Origin of the sequence: Burkholderia crassaminum, from assembly GCF_964265005.1 — a bacterium.
In the GTDB taxonomy this organism is placed as follows: Bacteria; Pseudomonadota; Gammaproteobacteria; order Burkholderiales; family Burkholderiaceae; genus Burkholderia.
The window spans coordinates 1,360,248-1,378,519 of record NZ_OZ183799.1; the positions used below are offsets into that span (position 1 = coordinate 1,360,248).

An 18,272-nucleotide genomic window follows, 5' to 3' on the forward strand; every position below is an offset into this window, starting at 1 on the left:
CGGCTCACATGACCCCTACATTCACGGGCGATAATCGACGCCATCGCTCGCTGTCGGCCAGGACCATGCACAAACCCCGCTTCGATTCAGCCTTCTATCGCCTGTTCTTCGTGATGATCTCGATCATCCTCGTGATGCAGATCAGCGCCGGCCTGCTGCTCTTCAAGCTCTACAGCACCGCTCCCTTCAAACCGCCTCCCGGGATGAGCGCATCGTTGCAGTGGTGCGCCGCGGTGATGATCCAGGTGATGCCGGCACTGATCTCGTCCTGGATCGGCGCACGCATGCTGGCCGCCCCGTTTCGCACGCTGGCCGTAGGGGCCGCTGAACTGTCGAGGAATATCGATGCGCCGCCCATCAGGGAAATCGGCCCTGTCGAGGCGCGTCAGGCCGCCAGCGTGTTCAACACGATGCAGGCGTCGTTGCGGCGGCAAATGAGTGAGCGCAACCGCTTTCTCGCCGCCGTGTCGCACGATCTGCGCACCCCCCTGACGCGCATGAAGCTGCGCCTTCGGTCCGCTCAGGATGCCGAATTGAGTGATCGGCTCCGAGACGATATCGACGAGATGACGCAGCTTCTGGAGGCCACCCTGTCGTTTTTGCGCAATGAAGAAGTGGTTGAGGCGTTCAGTCCGGTCGATATCAATGCACTGGTGGATGCCATCGCGGAAGATGCGGCCGAACACGGCCAAAAGGTGACGATCAGCGGGGAGGTGCCGCCGATCTCGGCTCAACCGCTCGGCCTCAAACGCTGCCTGACGAATCTGGTTGCCAACGCGATTCGGTACGGTGAAGACGCGCACATCCACCTGATCGACGCGGCGTCGTGTGTGCGGATCCAGATTGCCGATCACGGACCGGGCATCCCGGAGGCGCAACTGGAGCGGGCCCTGGAGCCGTTCTACCGGGTGGAGAGTTCTCGCAACCGGAACACGGGCGGGACGGGGCTTGGCCTTGCCATCGCGAACGACGTCGTGAAGCGTCACGGCGGGGAGCTGGTATTGCGCAACGGTCCGGAAGGCGGGCTGGTGGCGCAGGTCACGTTACCGCGTCGATAGGGCGGGCGGACGGATCGACCGTTGGCGCTGCTCTGTTTCACGCTTGATACAGATTGCTCACAAAGCGGAAATAGCGCGTGCTTATAGTCGTTTCACGTCCTTCAACCCGACTCGGCAGACCTCGTCATGAAGATATATACGGCTCAGCTTTCGACGGAAACCAATACCTTTGCCCCGTGCCCGACCGGATGGGGCGGCTTCGAAGAGTTCACGATTTTTCATGGCGACGCGAGTGTGCGCGAGCCCGACGGCGTGGGGCACGTGCTCGCGGAAGTGCGGCGCCTCGCGGAGGGTGACGGTCACGACATCGTCGAAGGTCTGTGTGCCGAAGCCCAGCCGTCCGGCCGCACGATTCGCGCGGTCTACGAATCCCTGAGGGACGAGATCCTCGATGGCATCAAGGCGGCATTGCCGCTGGATGCCGTGATTCTTTTGCTGCACGGCGCGATGGTGGCAGAGGGCTACGACGATTGTGAAGGTGATCTGCTCGCCGGCGTTCGCGCGATTGTCGGCCCCGACGTTCCCATCTCGGTCACGCTCGACCCGCACTGCCATTTCACGCAATTGATGAAGGCGTCGGCCGATGTCCTGATCGCTTACAAGGAGTATCCGCATATCGACGCCGTCGATCGGGCGCGCGACGCCTATCGGCTGACGCTCGACATGGCTGCCGGACGCATCCGTCCGACGACCGGCGTGTTCGACTGCCGGATGGTCGGTGCGTGGCACACCACCAGCGAACCGATGGCGGGGTTCGTCCGGCGCATGCAGTCGTTCGAAGGGCGTGACGGTGTGCTGTCGGTGTCGCTCGGCCACGGGTTCCCGTGGGGCGACGTGCCGGAAGCCGGCGCGAAACTCTGGGTGGTGACGGACAGCGATCCCGCCAGGGCCGAGGCGCTGGCGGCGCAACTGGCACGCGAGTTCTGGGAGCTGCGCGACGCGACACGCCCTGCATGGCTCGATATCGATGCCGGACTGGATCGAGCGCTGGCGGTCGACGGTGGCCCGGTCATCCTGGCGGATGTCGCGGACAATCCCGGCGGCGGCGCGCCGTGCGACAGCACGTTCATTCTGCGTCGCGTGGTCGAGCGACGGATTGCCAATGTGGCGATCGGGTGCTTCTGGGATCTCGGCGCCATTCAGATCTGCAAGGACGCGGGTGTCGGAGCCACGCTGGATCTGCGCATCGGCGGTAAGTGCAGTGTGTACTCCGGAGAACCGGTGGACCTGCGCGTCACCGTGCGCAACGTGGTCGAGCGGCATACGCAAAGCATCATGGGTCTCGAGCAACCGCTGGGCCGGGCCGTGTGGGTGGAAGCGGACAACGGGCTCGACATCGCGCTGATATCCGTTCGAACCCAGGTGCTCGGCGTGGACGCGTTCACTGGCCTTGGCATCGACTTTGCCGACAAGAAGCTGGTGGTCGTGAAATCGACGCAGCATTTTCAAACCGATTTCGCGCCGCGTTCGAAGGCCGTCTTTCATATCGCCGCGCCAGGTGCGCTCACGATGAGCTTCGCCGAGCTGGACTATCGTCATCGTGATCTCGACTACTGGCCGCGCGTGTCGAATCCGTTTGCGTCGTCGCGGTGAATACGTGCCGGCGCTGTTCGGCGCCGGCCAGCATCAGGCATCGGTGTGTACCCGTGTGAAGGCCAGATGCCGGGTACGCGCGGTATCGACGCGAAAGCCGGTGATGTCGGCGCGCGTTGCGTCGCGCGTCAACGTAAGCATTCCGGTCGTGATGTTCACTGGATCGATCGGCACCAGTTCGAAAGCATCGTGGGCCAGCGGCGTGAGGCGGTAGTCGCAATGGCCCACCGCGCCGCGCAGGCGAAGTACGAGCGCTTCGTTGTCGAGCCGAATGATCGCGTGGGCGTGGGCGTCGTGGCTTGCGAATGTGCCGGACATCGAGGCGACGAGATGCGGCGTCATCGCGGGCGCTTCGCCTAGACGCGCGAACGTTTCGACATGGCCGCAATGCACGATGCGCAGGCTGGAGAGATCGCTCGGCGTGCAAGACGATCCCCACCGCAGCGCCAACAGGCCGTCGCCGCTCGCTTCGAGCTCGACGTCGTTCAGTTCATCGGTGCTGTCGTAGAGCGTCATCGAGCGTCTGGGGCAAAGGGGGCCCGCCAACACCAGCGCACCTTCGTGATCTTCCAGTGCATACACGGCGCCGGTGCCGGGCGACCGGTAGCTGCCGAGGCGCGCCGCATGATCGGCGGCGCGCGCTGCGGCAGGCGGGCCATCGCCGCGCAACTCACCTGCCAGCACGATGTCGACCACACGCTTCGACAGTTCGAGCGGTGCGCCGAGCGCGCCGTTGCTGAGCAATACGATGTCAAGCCCGTGCGCGGCCGACATCAGCATCTGGCAAGTCCCGCCGACCACACCACCGGAATGGTGCATCAGCTCGACACCGCGATAGCTGCTCTGCGTCAGACCGAGCGAGTATTGGCTGCGCAGACCGCTGGAGAATACGGGCAACGCCAGCATCTGGCGCCAGGTGTCGGCGTTGCCGACGATCTTGTCGCTGCATCGCAGGTGCGCGGTCCATCTGAGCATGTCGTCGACGGTCGAGACGATCGAGCCTTCACCCAGCAGCGCCCACGTCGGAAAGATCCCGCGCCGGTATCCGCCCATGCCGTCAGGAACATGCATCGTCGCGATGCGGCGCTCGATCGTCATGTCGTTGGGCACGCACGCGGTGTCGTGCATGCGCATGGGGTTGAAGATTTGTGTCGTGAGGAATGCGTCGAACGTCATCCCGCTCGCACGTTCGACGGCGAGCGACAGCAGGTGATAGCCGCCGTTCGAATACATCATGCGTTCCCCCGGCGGAAAATTTTCGTCGCGTTGACGTTGCTGCGAAGCCAGGAACGCGCCAGGCGGCGACATGGCGAGACCCTGCGTCAGTAGTGCGAGGTCCAGTGCGCATCGCTGCCCGCCGCGATGCGACATCAACTGCCGCAGTGTCGGCCGGCCTGCGGCCGACGGTAGCTCCGGCAGATACGCCCCGATGGGGGCGTCGGCGTCGAGCGCGCCGCGCTCGCACAGGAGCAGCACGGCGAGGCAGGTGAAATGCTTGCTGACCGAGCCGATGCGCATGCGGGTGGCCGGCGTGTTGGCGATGCCGTGTTCGAGGCTGGCCATGCCGAAACCGCGCCGATACAGCAGGTGCCCGTGATGGACGATGCCGGCGATCAATCCGGGTGCATCGGCGTGGCGATAACACGCGAACAGCGCGTCGAGTTTCGTCGTGGTGGTTGAATCCGATGTCATGTCGATCGCTCAGCGAGAGGAAGCCGTGACGTCCGCGTGGCCCCAGATGTGGGGCGCGCAGTGCAGCAGGCCGTCGATGTAGGCGACGCCCGGCGCGCGATCGCGGGCGAGGAAGATCGGTCCGTCGAGATCGACGTGATCGCACTGTTGCCCGAGCAGGAACGCGGGGGCGATCGCCAGCGAGGTGCCGGCCATGCAACCGACCATCACGGACAGGCCGGCTTCGCGTACACGCGCGGCGAGGTCGAACGCGCGCGTCAGGCCGCCGCATTTGTCGAGCTTGAGGTTGACGATGTCGTAGCGGCGCGCGACGGCGGACAGGTCGCCGAGATCCTGAAACGATTCGTCGGCCGCGAGGGGGATCGGACAATCGATATGTTCGAGACAGGCGTCCGCACCGATCGCAAACGGCTGTTCGAGCATGCCGACATCAAGCTGTTGCAGCACGGGGAGCATCGCGTCGAAGTGCGCGCGCGACCAGCCCTGATTCGCGTCGACGGCGAGCGTGACGGCCGGGCGTACCTCACGGATTGCCGCGAGGCGTGCGGCGTCGGCGGCGCTACCGTCCAGCTTGACCTTCAGCGCCCTGGCGTGGGGCAGTCTCCGTGCGGCCCCGGCCATTGCATTCGGCGTATCCACGCCGATCGTCATCGTGGTCCGCAACGGGCGTGGCGCGGAGAGGCCCGCCATGCGCCAGACAGGCATGGCTTGCCGTTGTGATTCGAGCGCCCACAACGCCGCGTCGACCGCGTTGCGCGCGCCGCCGGGCGGCAATACGTCGAGCAACTGCGCGCGTGTGGCTCCGGCTTCTATCGATGGTCGGACGTGCTCGATTTGCGCGGCGATGGATTCAGGCGTTTCACCCAGGTAAAAGACCCCGGATGCTTCGCCGTTGCCGGCGTGGTGGCCGTCGTCGACGGTAACGCTCACGAGGCGAGCGGCGTCGATGACGTGGCCGGTGATGTGGAACGGGGCAGCCAACGGCCACCGTTCGATGCGCAGCGAGAGTGAGAGCGTGCGGGGTGACATGGGAGAGCGCGGAAGAAGAGTGTTACGCATAGCGTTCGATTGCCTCGCGGACACCACGGCCGGCCGCACGCATCAACATGCAGGCGGCAAAGAAGCCGAACGCCGCGACGCAGACGATCGACCACAGCAAGCCCTGGTTGAACGCGTGCAGACGATCCGACATGAAACCGATGAACACGGGGCTGCCGGATTGCACGACGATCGACGTCAGCGCGCCGATCGCCGCCACACGCGAGCGCAGGTGGGCAGGGCAGATGGTCTGCATGATGGTGGGAAACAGCACCATGCCTGCGACCATGCAGGCGAGCTGTGCGCCGAAGAGCGCGTAGACCGGCGTAAGCGAGCCCACGGCCAGATAGAGGAACGACAGGCCGCCGGCGACCAGCGCGCCGCATTCGCAGACACGCAGTGGCGCGAGCACGCCGAAGCGCGCTCTCATGCGGCCGGCAACGAGTCCACCGAGCACGCAACCCGCGATACCACCGGCCATCGCCGCCACGCCCATGCCGCCACCGGCTTCAGCCGGCGTGGCGCCGAAGGTTCGCACCGCCACGACCGGCATCCACGTCGCGACACCGCCGAACGACAGGTTGACCAGTCCGATGGCACCGAAGAACTTGAGCATCATGACGGCTTCGCGCCGGAAGTAGACCGGTGCGGACGGCAACGGCGCGGAAGTCCGGTCACGCGCGGCGGATGCTTCCGTGTCGCCGTGCTTTCCGGGGCGAATGAGGAGAACCAGCACGGCCAACACGGGGGCAGGCAGGGCAACGGCAAAAAACGCGAGCCGCCACGGCGCGAGATCGGCGAGCCCGGCTGGCAACGCGCCGTGCACCGCCGCAATGCCGTGCATCAGTGCGCCGCCGAGCGCCATCCCCGCACCTGCGCCCAACAGGTTGGCGAGCGCGAAGATCGCATTGGCGAGCACGCGCTGGCGCGCCGGGAAGAGGTCGGGAATCAGGCCGTAGATCACCGGCACCAGTCCGGCTTCGCCGATCCCCAGCCCGACGGTGGCGATGAACAATTGCCAGAAGTGGGTGGTCATGCCGCAGATCGCGGTGGCAGCGCTCCAGACGAGGACACACGCGACCAGCACCACACGGCGATCCACGCGATCGGCGACCCAGCCGATCGGCAACGAAGCCACGCCCGCGAACAGGGCGATGCCTGCGCCTTGCATCAGGCCGATTTGAGTATCGGTCAGCCCGAAATCGTGGCGGATGGGCTCCGTCAGCAGGATCAGCATCTGACGGTCGACGAAGGCAAAGAACGCCACGATCACGAGAATCGCCAGGCCGAACCACGCGAGTGGTCCGGCGGGTGAATCCGATGGCGGGCTTTGGGCCGCCACGGGGGCGAGCAAGTCGGGGTTGGAGTCGAACATGAGGGCTCCGTGATGAGAAGGCGGTTACTGCATGAATTGCTCGTTGCCCACGAGCCCGATGCGGTTCGCGCCGAGCCGCTGTGCGGATGCCATGACCATGGCGACGGCGCGGTAAGGCGCCGCCTTGTCGGGCCGCAAATGCAGTTCCGTTGGCGCGGGGTTGGCCGCGACGTCGTGCAATCGCGTTTCCAGTTGCTCGCGCGAACTCAGTCGCTCGCCATTCCATGCGATGGTGCCGTCGGCCGCGATATCGATCTGCACCACCGGCGGTGTCTGCGGTTGCGACGGCGGCGCGCCGGTCGGCATGTCCAGCTTGACCGCGTTCGTCTGAACGGGAATGGTGAGGATCAGCATGATGAGCAGGACCAGCATCACGTCGATGAGCGGTGTGGTGTTGATCTCGATCATCACGTCGGCTTCGTCGGCGTTGCCGGTGGGCATCGTCATTGCCATCTCGGGTCTCCTTGTCGGTGTGGCGGGATCATTGGCGCGGTGGCGGTTCGGTGATGAAGTCGACCTTGACGATGCCCGCCCGCTGGCACGCATACACGACCCGGCCGATCGCGGCGTAGCGCGCGTCGAGATCGCCGCGGATGTGGACTTCGGGTTGCGGCGATTGCACGGCAACCGCCTTGAGTTTCTCGACGAGCGTTGCCGCGTCAGGTACGCGCCGTTCGTCCCAGAACACGTCCCCCTCTTTCGTCACGGCGAGAATCACGTTCTGCGGAGTCGTTTGCAGCGGCTGCACGGCTTCCTTGGGCAGCGTGACCGGCACGGTGTGCGATACCACCGGAATCGTGATGAGGAAGATGATCAGCAGCACCAGCATCACGTCGACCAGTGGCGTCGTGTTGATGGACGACATGGTCTCGTCGTGATCGTCGCCGTCGCGGGGCCCTACGGTCATGGCCATGGTTCACCCCACGCGAGTGAGGGCAGCGGCCTTGGTCGCGGCGGCGGCCCCGGCCGTGGTCGTGCCGGTCAGGATGACGATGTGCAATTCCGTCGAAAACCCGCGCACGCGCTCCATCACCGCCTTGTTGCGGCGCACGAGCCAGTTGTAGCCGAGCACGGCGGGCACCGCGACAGCCAGACCGATCGCGGTCATGATCAGCGCTTCGCCGACCGGCCCCGCGACCTTGTCGATGGAGGCCTGGCCCGCGATGCCGATCGCAGTCAGCGCGTGATAGATGCCCCACACCGTGCCGAACAGGCCAATGAACGGCGCGGTCGAACCGACGGTGCCGAGAAACGCGAGGCCGTCCTGCAAGCGGCTCGAGACCGACGTGGTCGCCCGCTCGACGGCCGCCGCAACCCAGTCGTTGAGGTCGACCTGTTCGACCAGCGCGCCTTCGTGATGGTCGAATGCCGCGAGACCTGCTTCGGCGATGAAGCGGAACGGGCTGCCGGCATCCAGTTGACGCGTGCCTTCGCTGAGACTGCCCGCTTTCCAGAAACCCGTCTCCGCCGCCTTCGCGCGGCGCAGCACGCGCGTTTGCTCGAGCAGTTTCGCGACGATGATGTACCAGCTGCCCATCGACATGACGACCAGAATGAGCAACGTGCCGCGTGCGATGAAATCCCCGCCTTTCCAGAGCGCATCGAGGCCGTAGGGATTCGTCACCGTATCGGTGGCGGCGTGGGCGGCGCTGGCCGCGAGGAACAGAGCCGTCACCAGGGCGGCCTTGCGGGTACGGTTGATCATGAACGTCTCCTGAAATGCGTTGGCAAGTAGAAAAGGAACGACTGTCGAGGGCAGCCTCAATCGAGCTTGAAAGAGAAGGGCACCTGCACGCGGACTTCCTCGCCCTGTGCGACGCAGTGGAACTGCCGCACGGCGTTTTCCGCAGCCCTGTCGAGAACAGGCGCGGCTGACTGGGTCACGCTCAGGTCCTTGACGTTGCCGTCGGTGCCGACCACGAACGTCACGACGACGTCGCCGGTCAGGTTGTCCTTGAGCGCTTCACGCGGATAGCGAATGGCGGCGCGGACCTGCGTCGAGTTGGGACACACCACGCCGACGCTCGTCGACACGGGCGCGGCAGCGGCGGGCGGTGCTGGCGGCGCGACGGGTGCCGACGGCGCAGGTGTGGTCGACTGCGCGGCGATCGCGTTCGGCGACGGCGGTGCCGGGATGCGCACTTCCGGGGGCGGCACGAACGGCGGCGGTGGCGCGACGTGCTTCGGCGGTGGCGGTGCGATTTGCTTCGGCGGGGGTGGTGGAGGGGGCGGCGGCTTGATCTCTTCGATGATTCGCGTCTCGATCGGCTGACGAATCACGTCCACGACTTTCGTCGCGAGACCGGTGAGCAATGCGTAGACGATCACCGCATGCAATCCGACCACGAAGGCGATGCCGCCAATGCGCCGGACAGGTGGCTTGGGTTGTGCGTAGTTCATGTCCCGCGTGTCTCCTGCCTCGATATGACCTGGGAGCCACGTTAAGACCCGGGCATTTCTGTTTCATATCGGCTTTGTATCTGCACTGATACAAAGGCTTTCCGGTTAGGCAATGTGGTGACAGGACGCGCGAAACGAGACGGGGCGGCGAAAGCGGACGATGCACACGAGCGTCTCTTCGGGAAAATACCGGGCGGGTTATCCATGACGTGAACGCTCATCAGGCGTCCCGATTTCTCCGGATGACCTTGTGGGGCAAGGTGCAGGCGCAATTATTTCAACGCTGCAACAATTCGTGCAAAAAGCCCTTATATTGACGGGCAATAATGAGTGTGGGGCACATCTCACCGCCGCAACATCGGAGACAAGACGCCGTGAACAAAGCGATTCGTATTCTCGTCGTCGACGACGACTCGCAGATTCGCAGCCTGTTGTGCGACTGCCTTGCAGACTTCGGCATGACGACCGCGCAAGCCGGCACCGGCGCGGAAATGCATCTCGCGCTCGGGGAGGGGGGCTTCGATCTCGTGGTGCTCGACCTGATGCTGCCGGACGACGACGGCCTCAATCTCTGCCGCGAGATTCGTGCGACGTCGGAGATTCCGTTGATCATCCTGACCGCGCGCGGCGAGATGACCGACCGGATCGTCGGGCTGGAACTGGGCGCCGACGACTATATCGTCAAGCCGTTCGAGCCGCGTGAACTGGTCGCGCGCATCCAGACGATCCTGCGCCGCGTGCGCGCGCAAACGCAAGGCCGGACGAGGGCGCAGGAGGAAAGCCGCTTCGCCGGCTGGCGGCTGCACCAGATCGGCCGCCACCTGATTGCTGCCGACAACACGGTCATTCCGTTGTCGAATGCGGAATTTCGCCTGCTCAACGCGTTCCTCGACGCGCCGGGGCGTGTACTCAGCCGCGAATACCTGATGGATACCGCTCGCGGCAAGTCGATCGACACGTTCGACCGCAGCATCGATGTCCAGATATCACGCTTGCGTCAGAAGTTGCGCGAGGACATCAAGGAGCCGCGACTGATTCGCACCATTCGCGGGGAAGGCTACATGCTGGATGTCGGTCATCGTTAGGTATGCGTGCTGTTCATTGCAGCCATTCGTCAGCATGCGATGCAAGCAGGGCGGCGCAAGGGCTCACATCTGGATGCTGCGGCGCCATGCGTGTGAATCGCTGGATGCTGGCGGAACGCACTGAATCAGCACGCGCCGCAGATGGCTTGCCGTGTGATTCGGCGACGGTCCGAAAGCCCGCGGAAAATCAGTCGCTCGCGGGTTTCCTGCTTTTGCGGCGCTGCGCCGGTTGCGACGCCGCTCGATTGGCATCGGGCGAGTGAATCCGCACCATGTCGATCAGCGCCCGCAGCCCGCCCGAAACATGGCGATGACCGGGGTAGTACAGGCACAGCCCCGGCATGACCGGGCACCAATCGGCCAACACGCGTTCGAGCCGTCCGTCTTCGAGTGCATCGCGAACCAGATGATCGGGCACGAACGCAATCCCGATGCCGTCGATCGCCGCATCGACCATCAGCGGCTGGTCGGTCAGCGTGAGCGGGCCGCTGACATTCACCGTTTCGACGACACCGCGGCGCTCGAACTCCCAGCGGTAGATCGCACCGCTATCGAAGCGAAAGCGGATGCAGTCATGCCGATCCAGATCCTGCGGTACGTCGGGGCGGCCATGCGCGGCGAAATAGGCGGGTGAGGCGACGGCGGCGAACCGCACCGGATCGGACACGCGCACCGCGATCATGTCCTGCGGCACGGCTTCGGCCAGCCGAATCCCCGCGTCGAATCCACCGGCGACGATGTCGCCGAGCTTGCCGTCCGTCACGATGTCGAGGTGGACCTGCGGGTAGTCGCGCAGGAAGCGCGCGAGCACCGGTTTCAGCACGAGGCGGATCGCCCCTTCGCTGGCGTTGATGCGCACGGTGCCGCTGGGCGTGTCGCGCATCCCGTCGACGGCGAGCATCGCCTCCGCAACCGACGAGATCGCCGGACGGAGCTTGTCGACGAGCCGTTCGCCGGCGTCGGTCAGCGACACGCTGCGCGTGGTGCGATTGAACAGACGAACGCCCAGGCGCTGCTCGAGGCTCTTGATCGAATGACTGACTGCCGACGGCGTGACGTCGAGCTCGACCGATGCCGCGCGAAAGCTCAGGTGCGTGGCCGCAGCGAGGAACACGTTGAGCGAGAAGAGATCGCCGGTTTTCAATTGATGAGTGGAATTCATCGTCACGTAAAGATTGGCGAGATTGTCATGATAATGCGCCTTTTCTAGACTAGGCCCTGCGTTCGGTTGAACAAGGAGCAGGCAATGAAGATGAAGGCGATCGTGATGACCGGTGCCAATCGGCCCTGGGAAGTGCAGGAAGTGCCGGTACCGGTAGCCGGGTCGGGGCAGGTGCTGGTGAAGGTTCACGCGTCCGGGATGTGCTACACGGACGTCTGGGCCACGCAAGGTTTCGGCGGCGACATTTACCCGCAGACACCCGGCCACGAAGTGGTCGGCGAAATCGTCGAAGTGGGCGCGGGCGTGCATGCGCGCAGGGTGGGCGACCGGATCGGCACGACGTGGGTGCAGTCCGCGTGCGGGCGCTGTCCGTACTGTCGCGAGCATCGTCCGCTTTCCGGCCAGACTGCCGTGAACTGCGATGCGCCGCGGACCACCGGATTCGCGTCGCAGGGCGGGCACGCGGAGTACATCGCCGTTGCGGCCGAGGGCACGGTGCTGTTGCCCGATGCGCTGGCCTATGTCGATGCCGCGCCGATGATGTGCGCGGGTTACACGACGTGGAGCGGCTTGCGCGACGCGGCGCCGCAACCGCACGAGAAGGTTGCCGTGCTCGGCATCGGCGGACTGGGGCACGTGGCGCTGCAACTGTCCCGCGCGTGCGGCTTCGAGACCATCGCGATCACGCATTCGGCCGACAAGCGCGACCTCGCCATCGGGCTGGGCGCGGACCGGGTCGTCGCAAACGGTGCGGAGCTTCGCGACCTGGGCGGCGCGGATGTCCTGATGGTCACAACCAATGAGTTCAGTACTGCAGAGGAGGCAATGATGGGCGTACGAGTCGACGGCCGGGTAATCCTGTGCGGGCTCGACTTCAGCAAGCCGTTCTCGATCGCGTCGCAGCGCAAGCCGTTTCACATGATGCGCCAGCAGGTCGTCGGCTCCACGCACGGCGGCTTGCGCTACCTGAGCGAAGTGCTGGACCTCGCCGCCAAAGGCAAGGTCAAACCGATCGTCGAGACGTTCTCGCTGGACCAGGCGACTGAAGCCTATGACCGCCTCGCGTCCGGGAAGATGCGCTTTCGCGGCGTATTCACGCCCGGGCAAAGCCACTGACGCTCGAAGGTGCCCGGGGGATGCGGGGACGCATCTCCCGGCAAGCGCGCGAGGCCGACTCGCCGCGCTGCGCATTCGCACGGTGATCGAATGGGTCACATCGATGGGCCGCGCTTGTCCGTGCCCGACATCCCCCTGATATCGACTGCCACCCGACCGGACACGGCATGCCGGCCCTCGCCCGGCAGCGGCCATGGCGGCATCCGCGATTTCCCGTCAGGCCCCGGTTCGCACCGGCACGGCAACGCCGGAGCACCGGCCGGTGCCCGCCTGGCGGCCCTCCCGCACCCATCATGGCAAATCTGCTCACCGCAATCGAGCGCCTTGGTCATCGACGTCCGCCGCCACAGGGCATAAATTTCCAAGGTTGACGTGCCTATCCGCACGCCAGCTCGCGCGCAGGCCGGCAACCGGTCGCGCGTTCCTAATCAGCGTGAGACACAATCGAGCGTGGAGACGACACGATGAGCCTGTCAGAGCCATTGCGTCTGCATGTGCCGGAGCCCACCGGGCGCCCGGGCTGCAAGACGGACTTTTCCTATCTGCATCTATCGCCGGCCGGCGCGGTTCGCCGCCCGCCCATCGACGTTGCCGCGGCGGACACCGCCGATCTCGCCCGCAGCCTCGTGCGCGTGCTCGACGACAGCGGCAAGGCCGTCGGCCCGTGGGCACCGGATCTCGACGATGCGCGGCTGATCGCCGGCCTGCGCGCGATGCTCAAGACCCGCATCTTCGACGCGCGCATGATGATCGCGCAGCGCCAGAAGAAAATCTCCTTCTACATGTTGAGCCTCGGCGAAGAGGCGATCGGCACCGCGCATGCGATGGCGCTGCGCGACGGCGACATGTGCTTCCCGACCTACCGCCAGCAGAGCATCCTGATCGCGCGCGACGTGCCGCTCGAGCGCATGATCTGCCAGCTGATGTCGAACGAAGGCGACCCGCTCAAAGGCCGCCAGCTCCCCGTGATGTACTCGGACCGCGACGCGGGCTTCTTCTCCATTTCCGGCAACCTCGCGACGCAGTTCATCCAGGCGGTCGGCTGGGCGATGGCGTCGGCGATCAAGGGCGACACGAAGATCGCGTCCGCATGGATCGGCGACGGCGCGACGGCCGAATCCGATTTCCACACCGCGCTCACGTTCGCGCACGTGTACCGCGCGCCGGTCGTGCTGAACGTCGTCAACAACCAGTGGGCGATCTCGACGTTCCAGGCCATCGCGGGCGGTGAAGGCACGACGTTCGCGGGGCGCGGCGTCGGCTGCGGGATCGCGTCGCTGCGCGTCGACGGCAACGACTTCCTCGCGATCTACGCGGCGTCGAGCTGGGCGGCCGAACGCGCGCGCCGCAATCTCGGCCCGACGCTGATCGAGTGGGTGACCTATCGCGCGGGCGCGCACTCGACGTCGGACGATCCGACCAAGTACCGGCCGAGCGACGACTGGTCCCATTTCCCGCTCGGCGATCCGGTCGAACGCTTCAAGCGCCACCTGATCGTCAAGGGCATCTGGTCGGACAGCGCGCATGAAGCGTTGACGGCCGAGCTCGAGGCCGAGGTGATCGCCGCGCAGAAGGAAGCGGAAAAATTCGGCACGCTGGCCGACGACCGGATTCCGTCGCCGGCTTCGATGTTCGACGACGTCTACAAGGAGCTGCCCGCGCACCTGCGCCGTCAGCGCCAGGAACTGGGAGCATGATCATGGCGCAACATGAGACAGGCACGGCAACGCAGCCGATGACGATGATCCAGGCGCTGCGCTCGGCGATGGACGTGATGCTCGGGCGCGACAGCGACGTGGTCGTGTTCGGGCAGGACGTCGGCTATTTCGGCGGCGTGTTCCGCTGTACCGAAGGACTGCAGAACAAATACGGCAAGTCGCGCGTGTTCGATGCGCCGATCTCTGAAAGCGGGATCGTTGGCGCGGCGGTGGGGATGGGCGCATACGGGCTGCGCCCGGTGTGCGAGATCCAGTTTGCCGATTATTTCTACCCGGCATCCGACCAGATCGTGTCGGAAGGCGCGCGGCTGCGCTATCGGTCCGCCGGCCAGTTCATCGCACCGATGACGATCCGCATGCCCTGCGGCGGCGGCATCTACGGTGGCCAGACGCACAGCCAGAGCCCGGAGGCGATGTTCACGCAGGTGTGCGGGCTGCGCACGGTGATGCCGTCGAACCCGTACGACGCGAAGGGGCTCCTGATCGCCTCGATCGAGAACGACGATCCGGTGATCTTCCTGGAGCCGAAACGGCTGTACAACGGGCCGTTCGACGGCCATCACGACCGGCCCGTCACGTCGTGGCTCAAGCATCCGTCGAGCGCGGTGCCCGAGGGTTACTACACGGTGCCGCTCGATACGGCCGCCGTGGTGCGGCCCGGCAACGACGTGACGGTGCTGACCTACGGCACGACGGTGCACGTGTCGCTCGCCGCGGCCGAGGAGACGGGCATCGATGCGGAGGTGATCGACCTGCGCACGCTGTGGCCGCTCGACCTCGACACGATCGTCGCGTCGGTGCGCAAGACCGGGCGCTGCGTCGTGGTGCACGAGGCGACACGCACCTGCGGTTACGGGGCGGAACTGGTGTCGCTGGTCCAGGAACATTGCTTCTACCACCTCGAAGCGCCGGTCGAGCGCACGACGGGCTGGGACACGCCGTATCCGCATGCGCAGGAGTGGGCGTACTTTCCGGGCCCGGCCCGGGTCGGTGAAGCGTTGCGACGCGTGATGGAGGCGTGAGATGGGGATTCATGTCATCAAGATGCCGGATATCGGCGAAGGGATTGCCGAGGTCGAACTGGTGGCCTGGCACGTGGAAGTCGGGCAGACGATCAAGGAAGACCAGCCGCTCGCCGATGTGATGACCGACAAGGCGGCGGTCGAGATTCCGTCGCCGGTGACGGGCAAGGTGATCGAACTCGGCGGCCGGATCGGCGAGATGATGGCGGTCGGCAGCGAGCTGATTCGCCTCGAGGTCGAAGGCGCCGGCAACCTGAAGGCCGGCGCACCGGTGCGGGAATCAAAGGTAGAAACCGCACCGGTCGCGGCCGCGCCGTCGAAGGCGGTGGCCGACGCGCCGGCAGAGTCGCCTGCAAGGCCGGCGACGAAGCACGCGCCTGAGCAGCCGCGTCACGCGAAGCACGCCGGGCACTCGGCGCAGGTAGAGCCGCCGCGCGCGGCGCTCGCGCCGGGTGAACGGCCGCTTGCGTCGCCGGCCGTGCGCCGGCGCGCATGGGACATGGGCATCGAGCTGCGCTATGTGCGCGGCACGGGGGAAGCCGGGCGGATCCTGCACGCGGATCTCGATACGTATGCGGGCACCGGCGGTGGCGCGGCGCGCGGATCACGCGGATCACAAGCGCACGGCTACGACCAACGCAACGACGAAACCGAAGTGCCGGTCATCGGCTTGCGGCGCGCGATCGCGCGCAAGATGCAGGAAGCGAAGCGCCGCATTCCGCACTTCAGCTACGTCGAGGAAATCGACGTCACCGAGCTCGAATCGTTGCGCACGGAACTGAACCGCCGCTACGGCGACACGCGCGGCAAGCTCACGCCGCTGCCGCTGCTGATCCGCGCGATGGTGATCGCATTGCGCGACTTTCCGCAGATCAACGCGCGTTTCGACGACGAAGCGGGTGTCGTCACGCGCTACGGCGCGGTGCACATGGGCGTCGCGACGCAGACGGACGGCGGCCTCACGGTGCCCGTGTTGCGTCACGCGGAAGCGCGCGACGTGTGGTCGATCTCGGCGGAAATCGCGCGGCTCGCCGATGCAGTGCGCGCAAACCGCGCGCAGCGCGACGAATTGAGCGGCTCGACGATCACGATTTCGAGCCTCGGCGCGCTCGGCGGCATCGTGTCGACACCGGTCATCAATCATCCGGAAGTCGGCATCGTCGGCGTGAACCGGATCGTCGAGCGGCCGATGATCCGCGACGGCGCGGTCGTCGCGCGCAAGATGATGAACCTGTCGTCGTCGTTCGACCATCGCGTCGTCGATGGCGCGGATGCGGCCGAATTCATCCAGGCGGTGCGCGCGGTGCTCGAACGCCCGGCACTGCTGTTCGTGGAGTGAGCACGATGAAGAACGAACACACCACGCTGCTTGTGATCGGCGGCGGCCCGGGCGGCTATGTCGCCGCGATTCGTGCCGGCCAACTCGGCATCCCGACCGTGCTCGTTGAGCGCGACCGGCTCGGCGGCACCTGCCTGAACATCGGCTGCATTCCGTCGAAGGCGCTGATCCACGTGGCCGATGCGTTCGAACAGGCGTGCGGCCACGCAGGTGAGGGCGCACTCGGGATTCGCGTGCACACGCCCGAGATCGACATCGCAAAGAGCGTCGCATGGAAGGACGGCATCGTCGACCGGCTCACGCGCGGCGTCGGCGCGCTGCTCAAGAAGAACGGCGTGCGCGTGCTGCACGGCGATGCACAGGTGGTCGACGGCAAGACCGTCGATGTCGTCACCGGTGGCCACTCGGTGCGGATCAGTTGCGAACACCTGTTGCTCGCGACCGGTTCCGAGCCGGTCGAACTGCCGACGATGCCGTTCGGCGGGCACGTCGTGTCGTCCACCGAGGCGCTGTCGCCCGCGACGTTGCCGAAACGGCTGGTCGTCGTCGGGGCCGGGTATATCGGGCTCGAACTCGGGATCGTCTATCGCAAGCTCGGTGTCGACGTCAGCATCGTCGAAGCGGCCGAACGTGTGCTGCCTGCGTACGATGCCGAACTCTCGCGGCCGGTCGCCGATTCGCTCGCGCGGCTCGGTGTCCGGCTGTGGCTCGGCCACAAGGTGCTCGGGCTGGGGGAGAAAGGCGCGGTGCGCGTGCAGGCCGCCGACGGCGCCGAGCAGACGCTGCCGGCCGATCGCGTGCTCGTGGCCGTCGGCCGCCGGCCGCGCGTCGACGGATTCGGGCTGGAGACGCTGCAGCTCGATCGCAACGGCCGTGCGTTACGGATCGACGATGAATGCCGGACGTCGATGCGCAACGTGTGGGCGATCGGCGATGTCGCCGGCGAGCCGATGCTCGCGCATCGCGCAATGGCGCAAGGCGAGATGGTCGCCGAGCTGATTGCCGGCCGGCGCCGCCAGTTCGTGCCGGCGTCGATTCCGGCCGTGTGCTTCACCGATCCCGAGATCGTGACGGCCGGCTGGTCGCCGGACGATGCGCATGCGGCCGGCGTTGATTGCCTGAGCGCGTCGTTCCCGTTCGCGGCGAACGGGCGTGCGATGACGCTGCAGGCGACCGACGGGTTCGTGCGTGTCGTGGCGCGCCGCGACAACCACCTGATCGTCGGCTGGCAGGCCGTCGGGCGCGGCGTGTCGGAACTGGCGGCGGCGTTCTCGCAGTCGCTGGAGATGGGGGCGCGGCTGGAAGACATCGGCGGCACGATCCATGCGCATCCGACGCTGGGTGAAGCACTGCAGGAGGCTGCGCTGCGTGCGCTCGGGCATGCGCTGCATGTCTGACGGGCGCTCGTGACAAAAAGCCACCGATGCGCAACGCGCGCATCGGCGGCTTCTGTGCCTGTTTCTGTGCCGGCACGTGCGCCGTTCGTCATGACGGCGCGCGGTAGTCGACGTGTTCCGCCGTCACCTTGCGATAGAACGCGTCGATCGCATCGACCATCTGCGACAGCCCCGGCTGTTCGAGCGGATAGTGGCCCGCGTTCTCCAGCATCGTCACGCTGACCGGCACGCGGTGAATGCGCGCGAGCAACCGGGTGCTCACGGGCTTTGTCTTTGC

17 protein-coding genes are annotated in these 18,272 nt (G+C 66.0%); 8 read left to right on the plus strand and 9 right to left on the minus strand.

Going from position 1 to position 18,272, the window contains the following annotated elements; genetic code table 11:
* The first annotated feature begins 65 nt into the window (after positions 1-65).
* Both ACPTTF_RS06260 and ACPTTF_RS06265 read left to right on the plus strand, forming a co-directional pair.
* Positions 66-1,058 carry an ATP-binding protein gene (locus ACPTTF_RS06260; RefSeq protein WP_423370590.1) on the plus strand — a complete coding sequence of 331 codons (993 nt, stop codon included), beginning with the start codon at positions 66-68 and terminating at the stop codon, positions 1,056-1,058.
* Positions 1,059-1,184: 126 nt separating this feature from the next.
* Positions 1,185-2,651, plus strand: a complete 1,467-nt coding sequence (locus ACPTTF_RS06265; RefSeq protein ID WP_423370591.1) for a M81 family metallopeptidase — start codon at positions 1,185-1,187, stop codon at positions 2,649-2,651.
* A 33-nt stretch (positions 2,652-2,684) separates the two neighbouring features.
* Here the strand turns inward: ACPTTF_RS06265 and ACPTTF_RS06270 are convergent, their stop codons facing one another.
* The 7 genes from ACPTTF_RS06270 to ACPTTF_RS06300 are packed head-to-tail and all read right to left on the minus strand — an operon-like array spanning position 2,685 to position 9,156.
* On the minus strand, positions 2,685-4,343 hold the full coding sequence (locus tag ACPTTF_RS06270) for a serine hydrolase domain-containing protein (protein WP_423370592.1): 1,659 nt from the start codon (positions 4,341-4,343) through the stop codon (positions 2,685-2,687).
* Between the two features lie 9 nt (positions 4,344-4,352).
* Positions 4,353-5,402 (minus strand): dipeptide epimerase, encoded by a 1,050-nt coding sequence (locus tag ACPTTF_RS06275; RefSeq protein WP_423370593.1) that lies wholly within the window; start codon positions 5,400-5,402, stop codon positions 4,353-4,355.
* A complete protein-coding gene (locus ACPTTF_RS06280) occupies positions 5,395-6,756 on the minus strand; it encodes an MFS transporter (protein ID WP_423370594.1) in 1,362 nt (453 codons plus the stop codon). The genes ACPTTF_RS06275 and ACPTTF_RS06280 overlap by 8 nt, the downstream gene beginning before the upstream one ends.
* Before the next feature lie 24 nt (positions 6,757-6,780).
* Positions 6,781-7,209, minus strand: a complete 429-nt coding sequence (locus ACPTTF_RS06285; RefSeq protein WP_166957807.1) for an ExbD/TolR family protein — start codon at positions 7,207-7,209, stop codon at positions 6,781-6,783.
* A 28-nt stretch (positions 7,210-7,237) separates the two neighbouring features.
* The gene (locus ACPTTF_RS06290) at positions 7,238-7,669 is read right to left on the minus strand and encodes an ExbD/TolR family protein (protein ID WP_423370595.1); all 432 of its coding nucleotides are present in this window, start codon (positions 7,667-7,669) and stop codon (positions 7,238-7,240) included.
* 3 nt (positions 7,670-7,672) lie between these two features.
* The gene (locus ACPTTF_RS06295) at positions 7,673-8,461 is read right to left on the minus strand and encodes a MotA/TolQ/ExbB proton channel family protein (protein WP_423370596.1); all 789 of its coding nucleotides are present in this window, start codon (positions 8,459-8,461) and stop codon (positions 7,673-7,675) included.
* Between the two features lie 56 nt (positions 8,462-8,517).
* The gene (locus tag ACPTTF_RS06300; RefSeq protein ID WP_166957813.1) at positions 8,518-9,156 is read right to left on the minus strand and encodes an energy transducer TonB; all 639 of its coding nucleotides are present in this window, start codon (positions 9,154-9,156) and stop codon (positions 8,518-8,520) included.
* 374 nt (positions 9,157-9,530) lie between these two features.
* Between ACPTTF_RS06300 and ACPTTF_RS06305 the strand changes: the two genes are divergently transcribed.
* On the plus strand, positions 9,531-10,241 hold the full coding sequence (locus ACPTTF_RS06305) for a response regulator transcription factor (RefSeq protein WP_347814761.1): 711 nt from the start codon (positions 9,531-9,533) through the stop codon (positions 10,239-10,241).
* A gap of 187 nt (positions 10,242-10,428) precedes the next feature.
* Here the strand turns inward: ACPTTF_RS06305 and ACPTTF_RS06310 are convergent, their stop codons facing one another.
* Positions 10,429-11,403, minus strand: coding sequence for a LysR family transcriptional regulator (locus tag ACPTTF_RS06310; RefSeq protein ID WP_423371848.1), 975 nt, complete (start codon positions 11,401-11,403; stop codon positions 10,429-10,431).
* A 198-nt stretch (positions 11,404-11,601) separates the two neighbouring features.
* On the opposite strand from ACPTTF_RS06310, the gene ACPTTF_RS06315 reads away from it, so the two are divergent.
* The 5 genes from ACPTTF_RS06315 (at position 11,602) to lpdA (ending at position 17,995) form a co-directional block, all read left to right on the plus strand.
* Positions 11,602-12,519, plus strand: coding sequence for an alcohol dehydrogenase catalytic domain-containing protein (locus tag ACPTTF_RS06315; RefSeq protein ID WP_423370597.1), 918 nt, complete (start codon positions 11,602-11,604; stop codon positions 12,517-12,519).
* A 464-nt stretch (positions 12,520-12,983) separates the two neighbouring features.
* Positions 12,984-14,216 carry a 3-methyl-2-oxobutanoate dehydrogenase (2-methylpropanoyl-transferring) subunit alpha gene (locus ACPTTF_RS06320; RefSeq protein ID WP_027787930.1) on the plus strand — a complete coding sequence of 411 codons (1,233 nt, stop codon included), beginning with the start codon at positions 12,984-12,986 and terminating at the stop codon, positions 14,214-14,216.
* Positions 14,217-14,218: 2 nt separating this feature from the next.
* Complete coding sequence (locus ACPTTF_RS06325; protein WP_166957915.1) at positions 14,219-15,259, plus strand: alpha-ketoacid dehydrogenase subunit beta; 1,041 nt, start codon at positions 14,219-14,221, stop codon at positions 15,257-15,259.
* 1 nt (position 15,260) lies between these two features.
* Positions 15,261-16,598: a dihydrolipoamide acetyltransferase family protein gene (locus tag ACPTTF_RS06330; RefSeq protein ID WP_423370598.1), complete on the plus strand. Its 1,338-nt coding sequence runs from the start codon at positions 15,261-15,263 to the stop codon at positions 16,596-16,598.
* Between the two features lie 5 nt (positions 16,599-16,603).
* Positions 16,604-17,995 (plus strand): dihydrolipoyl dehydrogenase, encoded by a 1,392-nt coding sequence (gene lpdA, locus ACPTTF_RS06335; protein WP_423370599.1) that lies wholly within the window; start codon positions 16,604-16,606, stop codon positions 17,993-17,995.
* 88 nt (positions 17,996-18,083) lie between these two features.
* On the opposite strand, the gene ACPTTF_RS06340 is transcribed toward lpdA, so the two are convergent.
* Positions 18,084-18,257, minus strand: a complete 174-nt coding sequence (locus ACPTTF_RS06340; RefSeq protein ID WP_423370600.1) for a hypothetical protein — start codon at positions 18,255-18,257, stop codon at positions 18,084-18,086.
* Positions 18,258-18,272 lie beyond the last annotated feature (15 nt).

Excerpts from the sequence above, each read along its gene's own strand:
- ACPTTF_RS06260 (WP_423370590.1), top strand. The coding sequence starts at position 66 with ATGCACAAACCCCGCTTCGATTCAGCCTTCTATCGCCTGTTCTTCGTG.
- ACPTTF_RS06265 (WP_423370591.1), top strand. The coding sequence starts at position 1,185 with ATGAAGATATATACGGCTCAGCTTTCGACGGAAACCAATACCTTTGCC.
- ACPTTF_RS06270 (WP_423370592.1), bottom strand. The coding sequence starts at position 4,343 with ATGACATCGGATTCAACCACCACGACGAAACTCGACGCGCTGTTCGCG.
- ACPTTF_RS06275 (WP_423370593.1), bottom strand. The coding sequence starts at position 5,402 with ATGCGTAACACTCTTCTTCCGCGCTCTCCCATGTCACCCCGCACGCTC.
- ACPTTF_RS06280 (WP_423370594.1), bottom strand. The coding sequence starts at position 6,756 with ATGTTCGACTCCAACCCCGACTTGCTCGCCCCCGTGGCGGCCCAAAGC.
- ACPTTF_RS06285 (WP_166957807.1), bottom strand. The coding sequence starts at position 7,209 with ATGGCAATGACGATGCCCACCGGCAACGCCGACGAAGCCGACGTGATG.
- ACPTTF_RS06290 (WP_423370595.1), bottom strand. The coding sequence starts at position 7,669 with ATGGCCATGACCGTAGGGCCCCGCGACGGCGACGATCACGACGAGACC.
- ACPTTF_RS06295 (WP_423370596.1), bottom strand. The coding sequence starts at position 8,461 with ATGATCAACCGTACCCGCAAGGCCGCCCTGGTGACGGCTCTGTTCCTC.
- ACPTTF_RS06300 (WP_166957813.1), bottom strand. The coding sequence starts at position 9,156 with ATGAACTACGCACAACCCAAGCCACCTGTCCGGCGCATTGGCGGCATC.
- ACPTTF_RS06310 (WP_423371848.1), bottom strand. The coding sequence starts at position 11,403 with ATGAATTCCACTCATCAATTGAAAACCGGCGATCTCTTCTCGCTCAAC.
- ACPTTF_RS06315 (WP_423370597.1), top strand. The coding sequence starts at position 11,602 with ATGTGCTACACGGACGTCTGGGCCACGCAAGGTTTCGGCGGCGACATT.
- ACPTTF_RS06320 (WP_027787930.1), top strand. The coding sequence starts at position 12,984 with ATGAGCCTGTCAGAGCCATTGCGTCTGCATGTGCCGGAGCCCACCGGG.
- ACPTTF_RS06325 (WP_166957915.1), top strand. The coding sequence starts at position 14,219 with ATGGCGCAACATGAGACAGGCACGGCAACGCAGCCGATGACGATGATC.
- ACPTTF_RS06330 (WP_423370598.1), top strand. The coding sequence starts at position 15,261 with ATGGGGATTCATGTCATCAAGATGCCGGATATCGGCGAAGGGATTGCC.
- lpdA (WP_423370599.1), top strand. The coding sequence starts at position 16,604 with ATGAAGAACGAACACACCACGCTGCTTGTGATCGGCGGCGGCCCGGGC.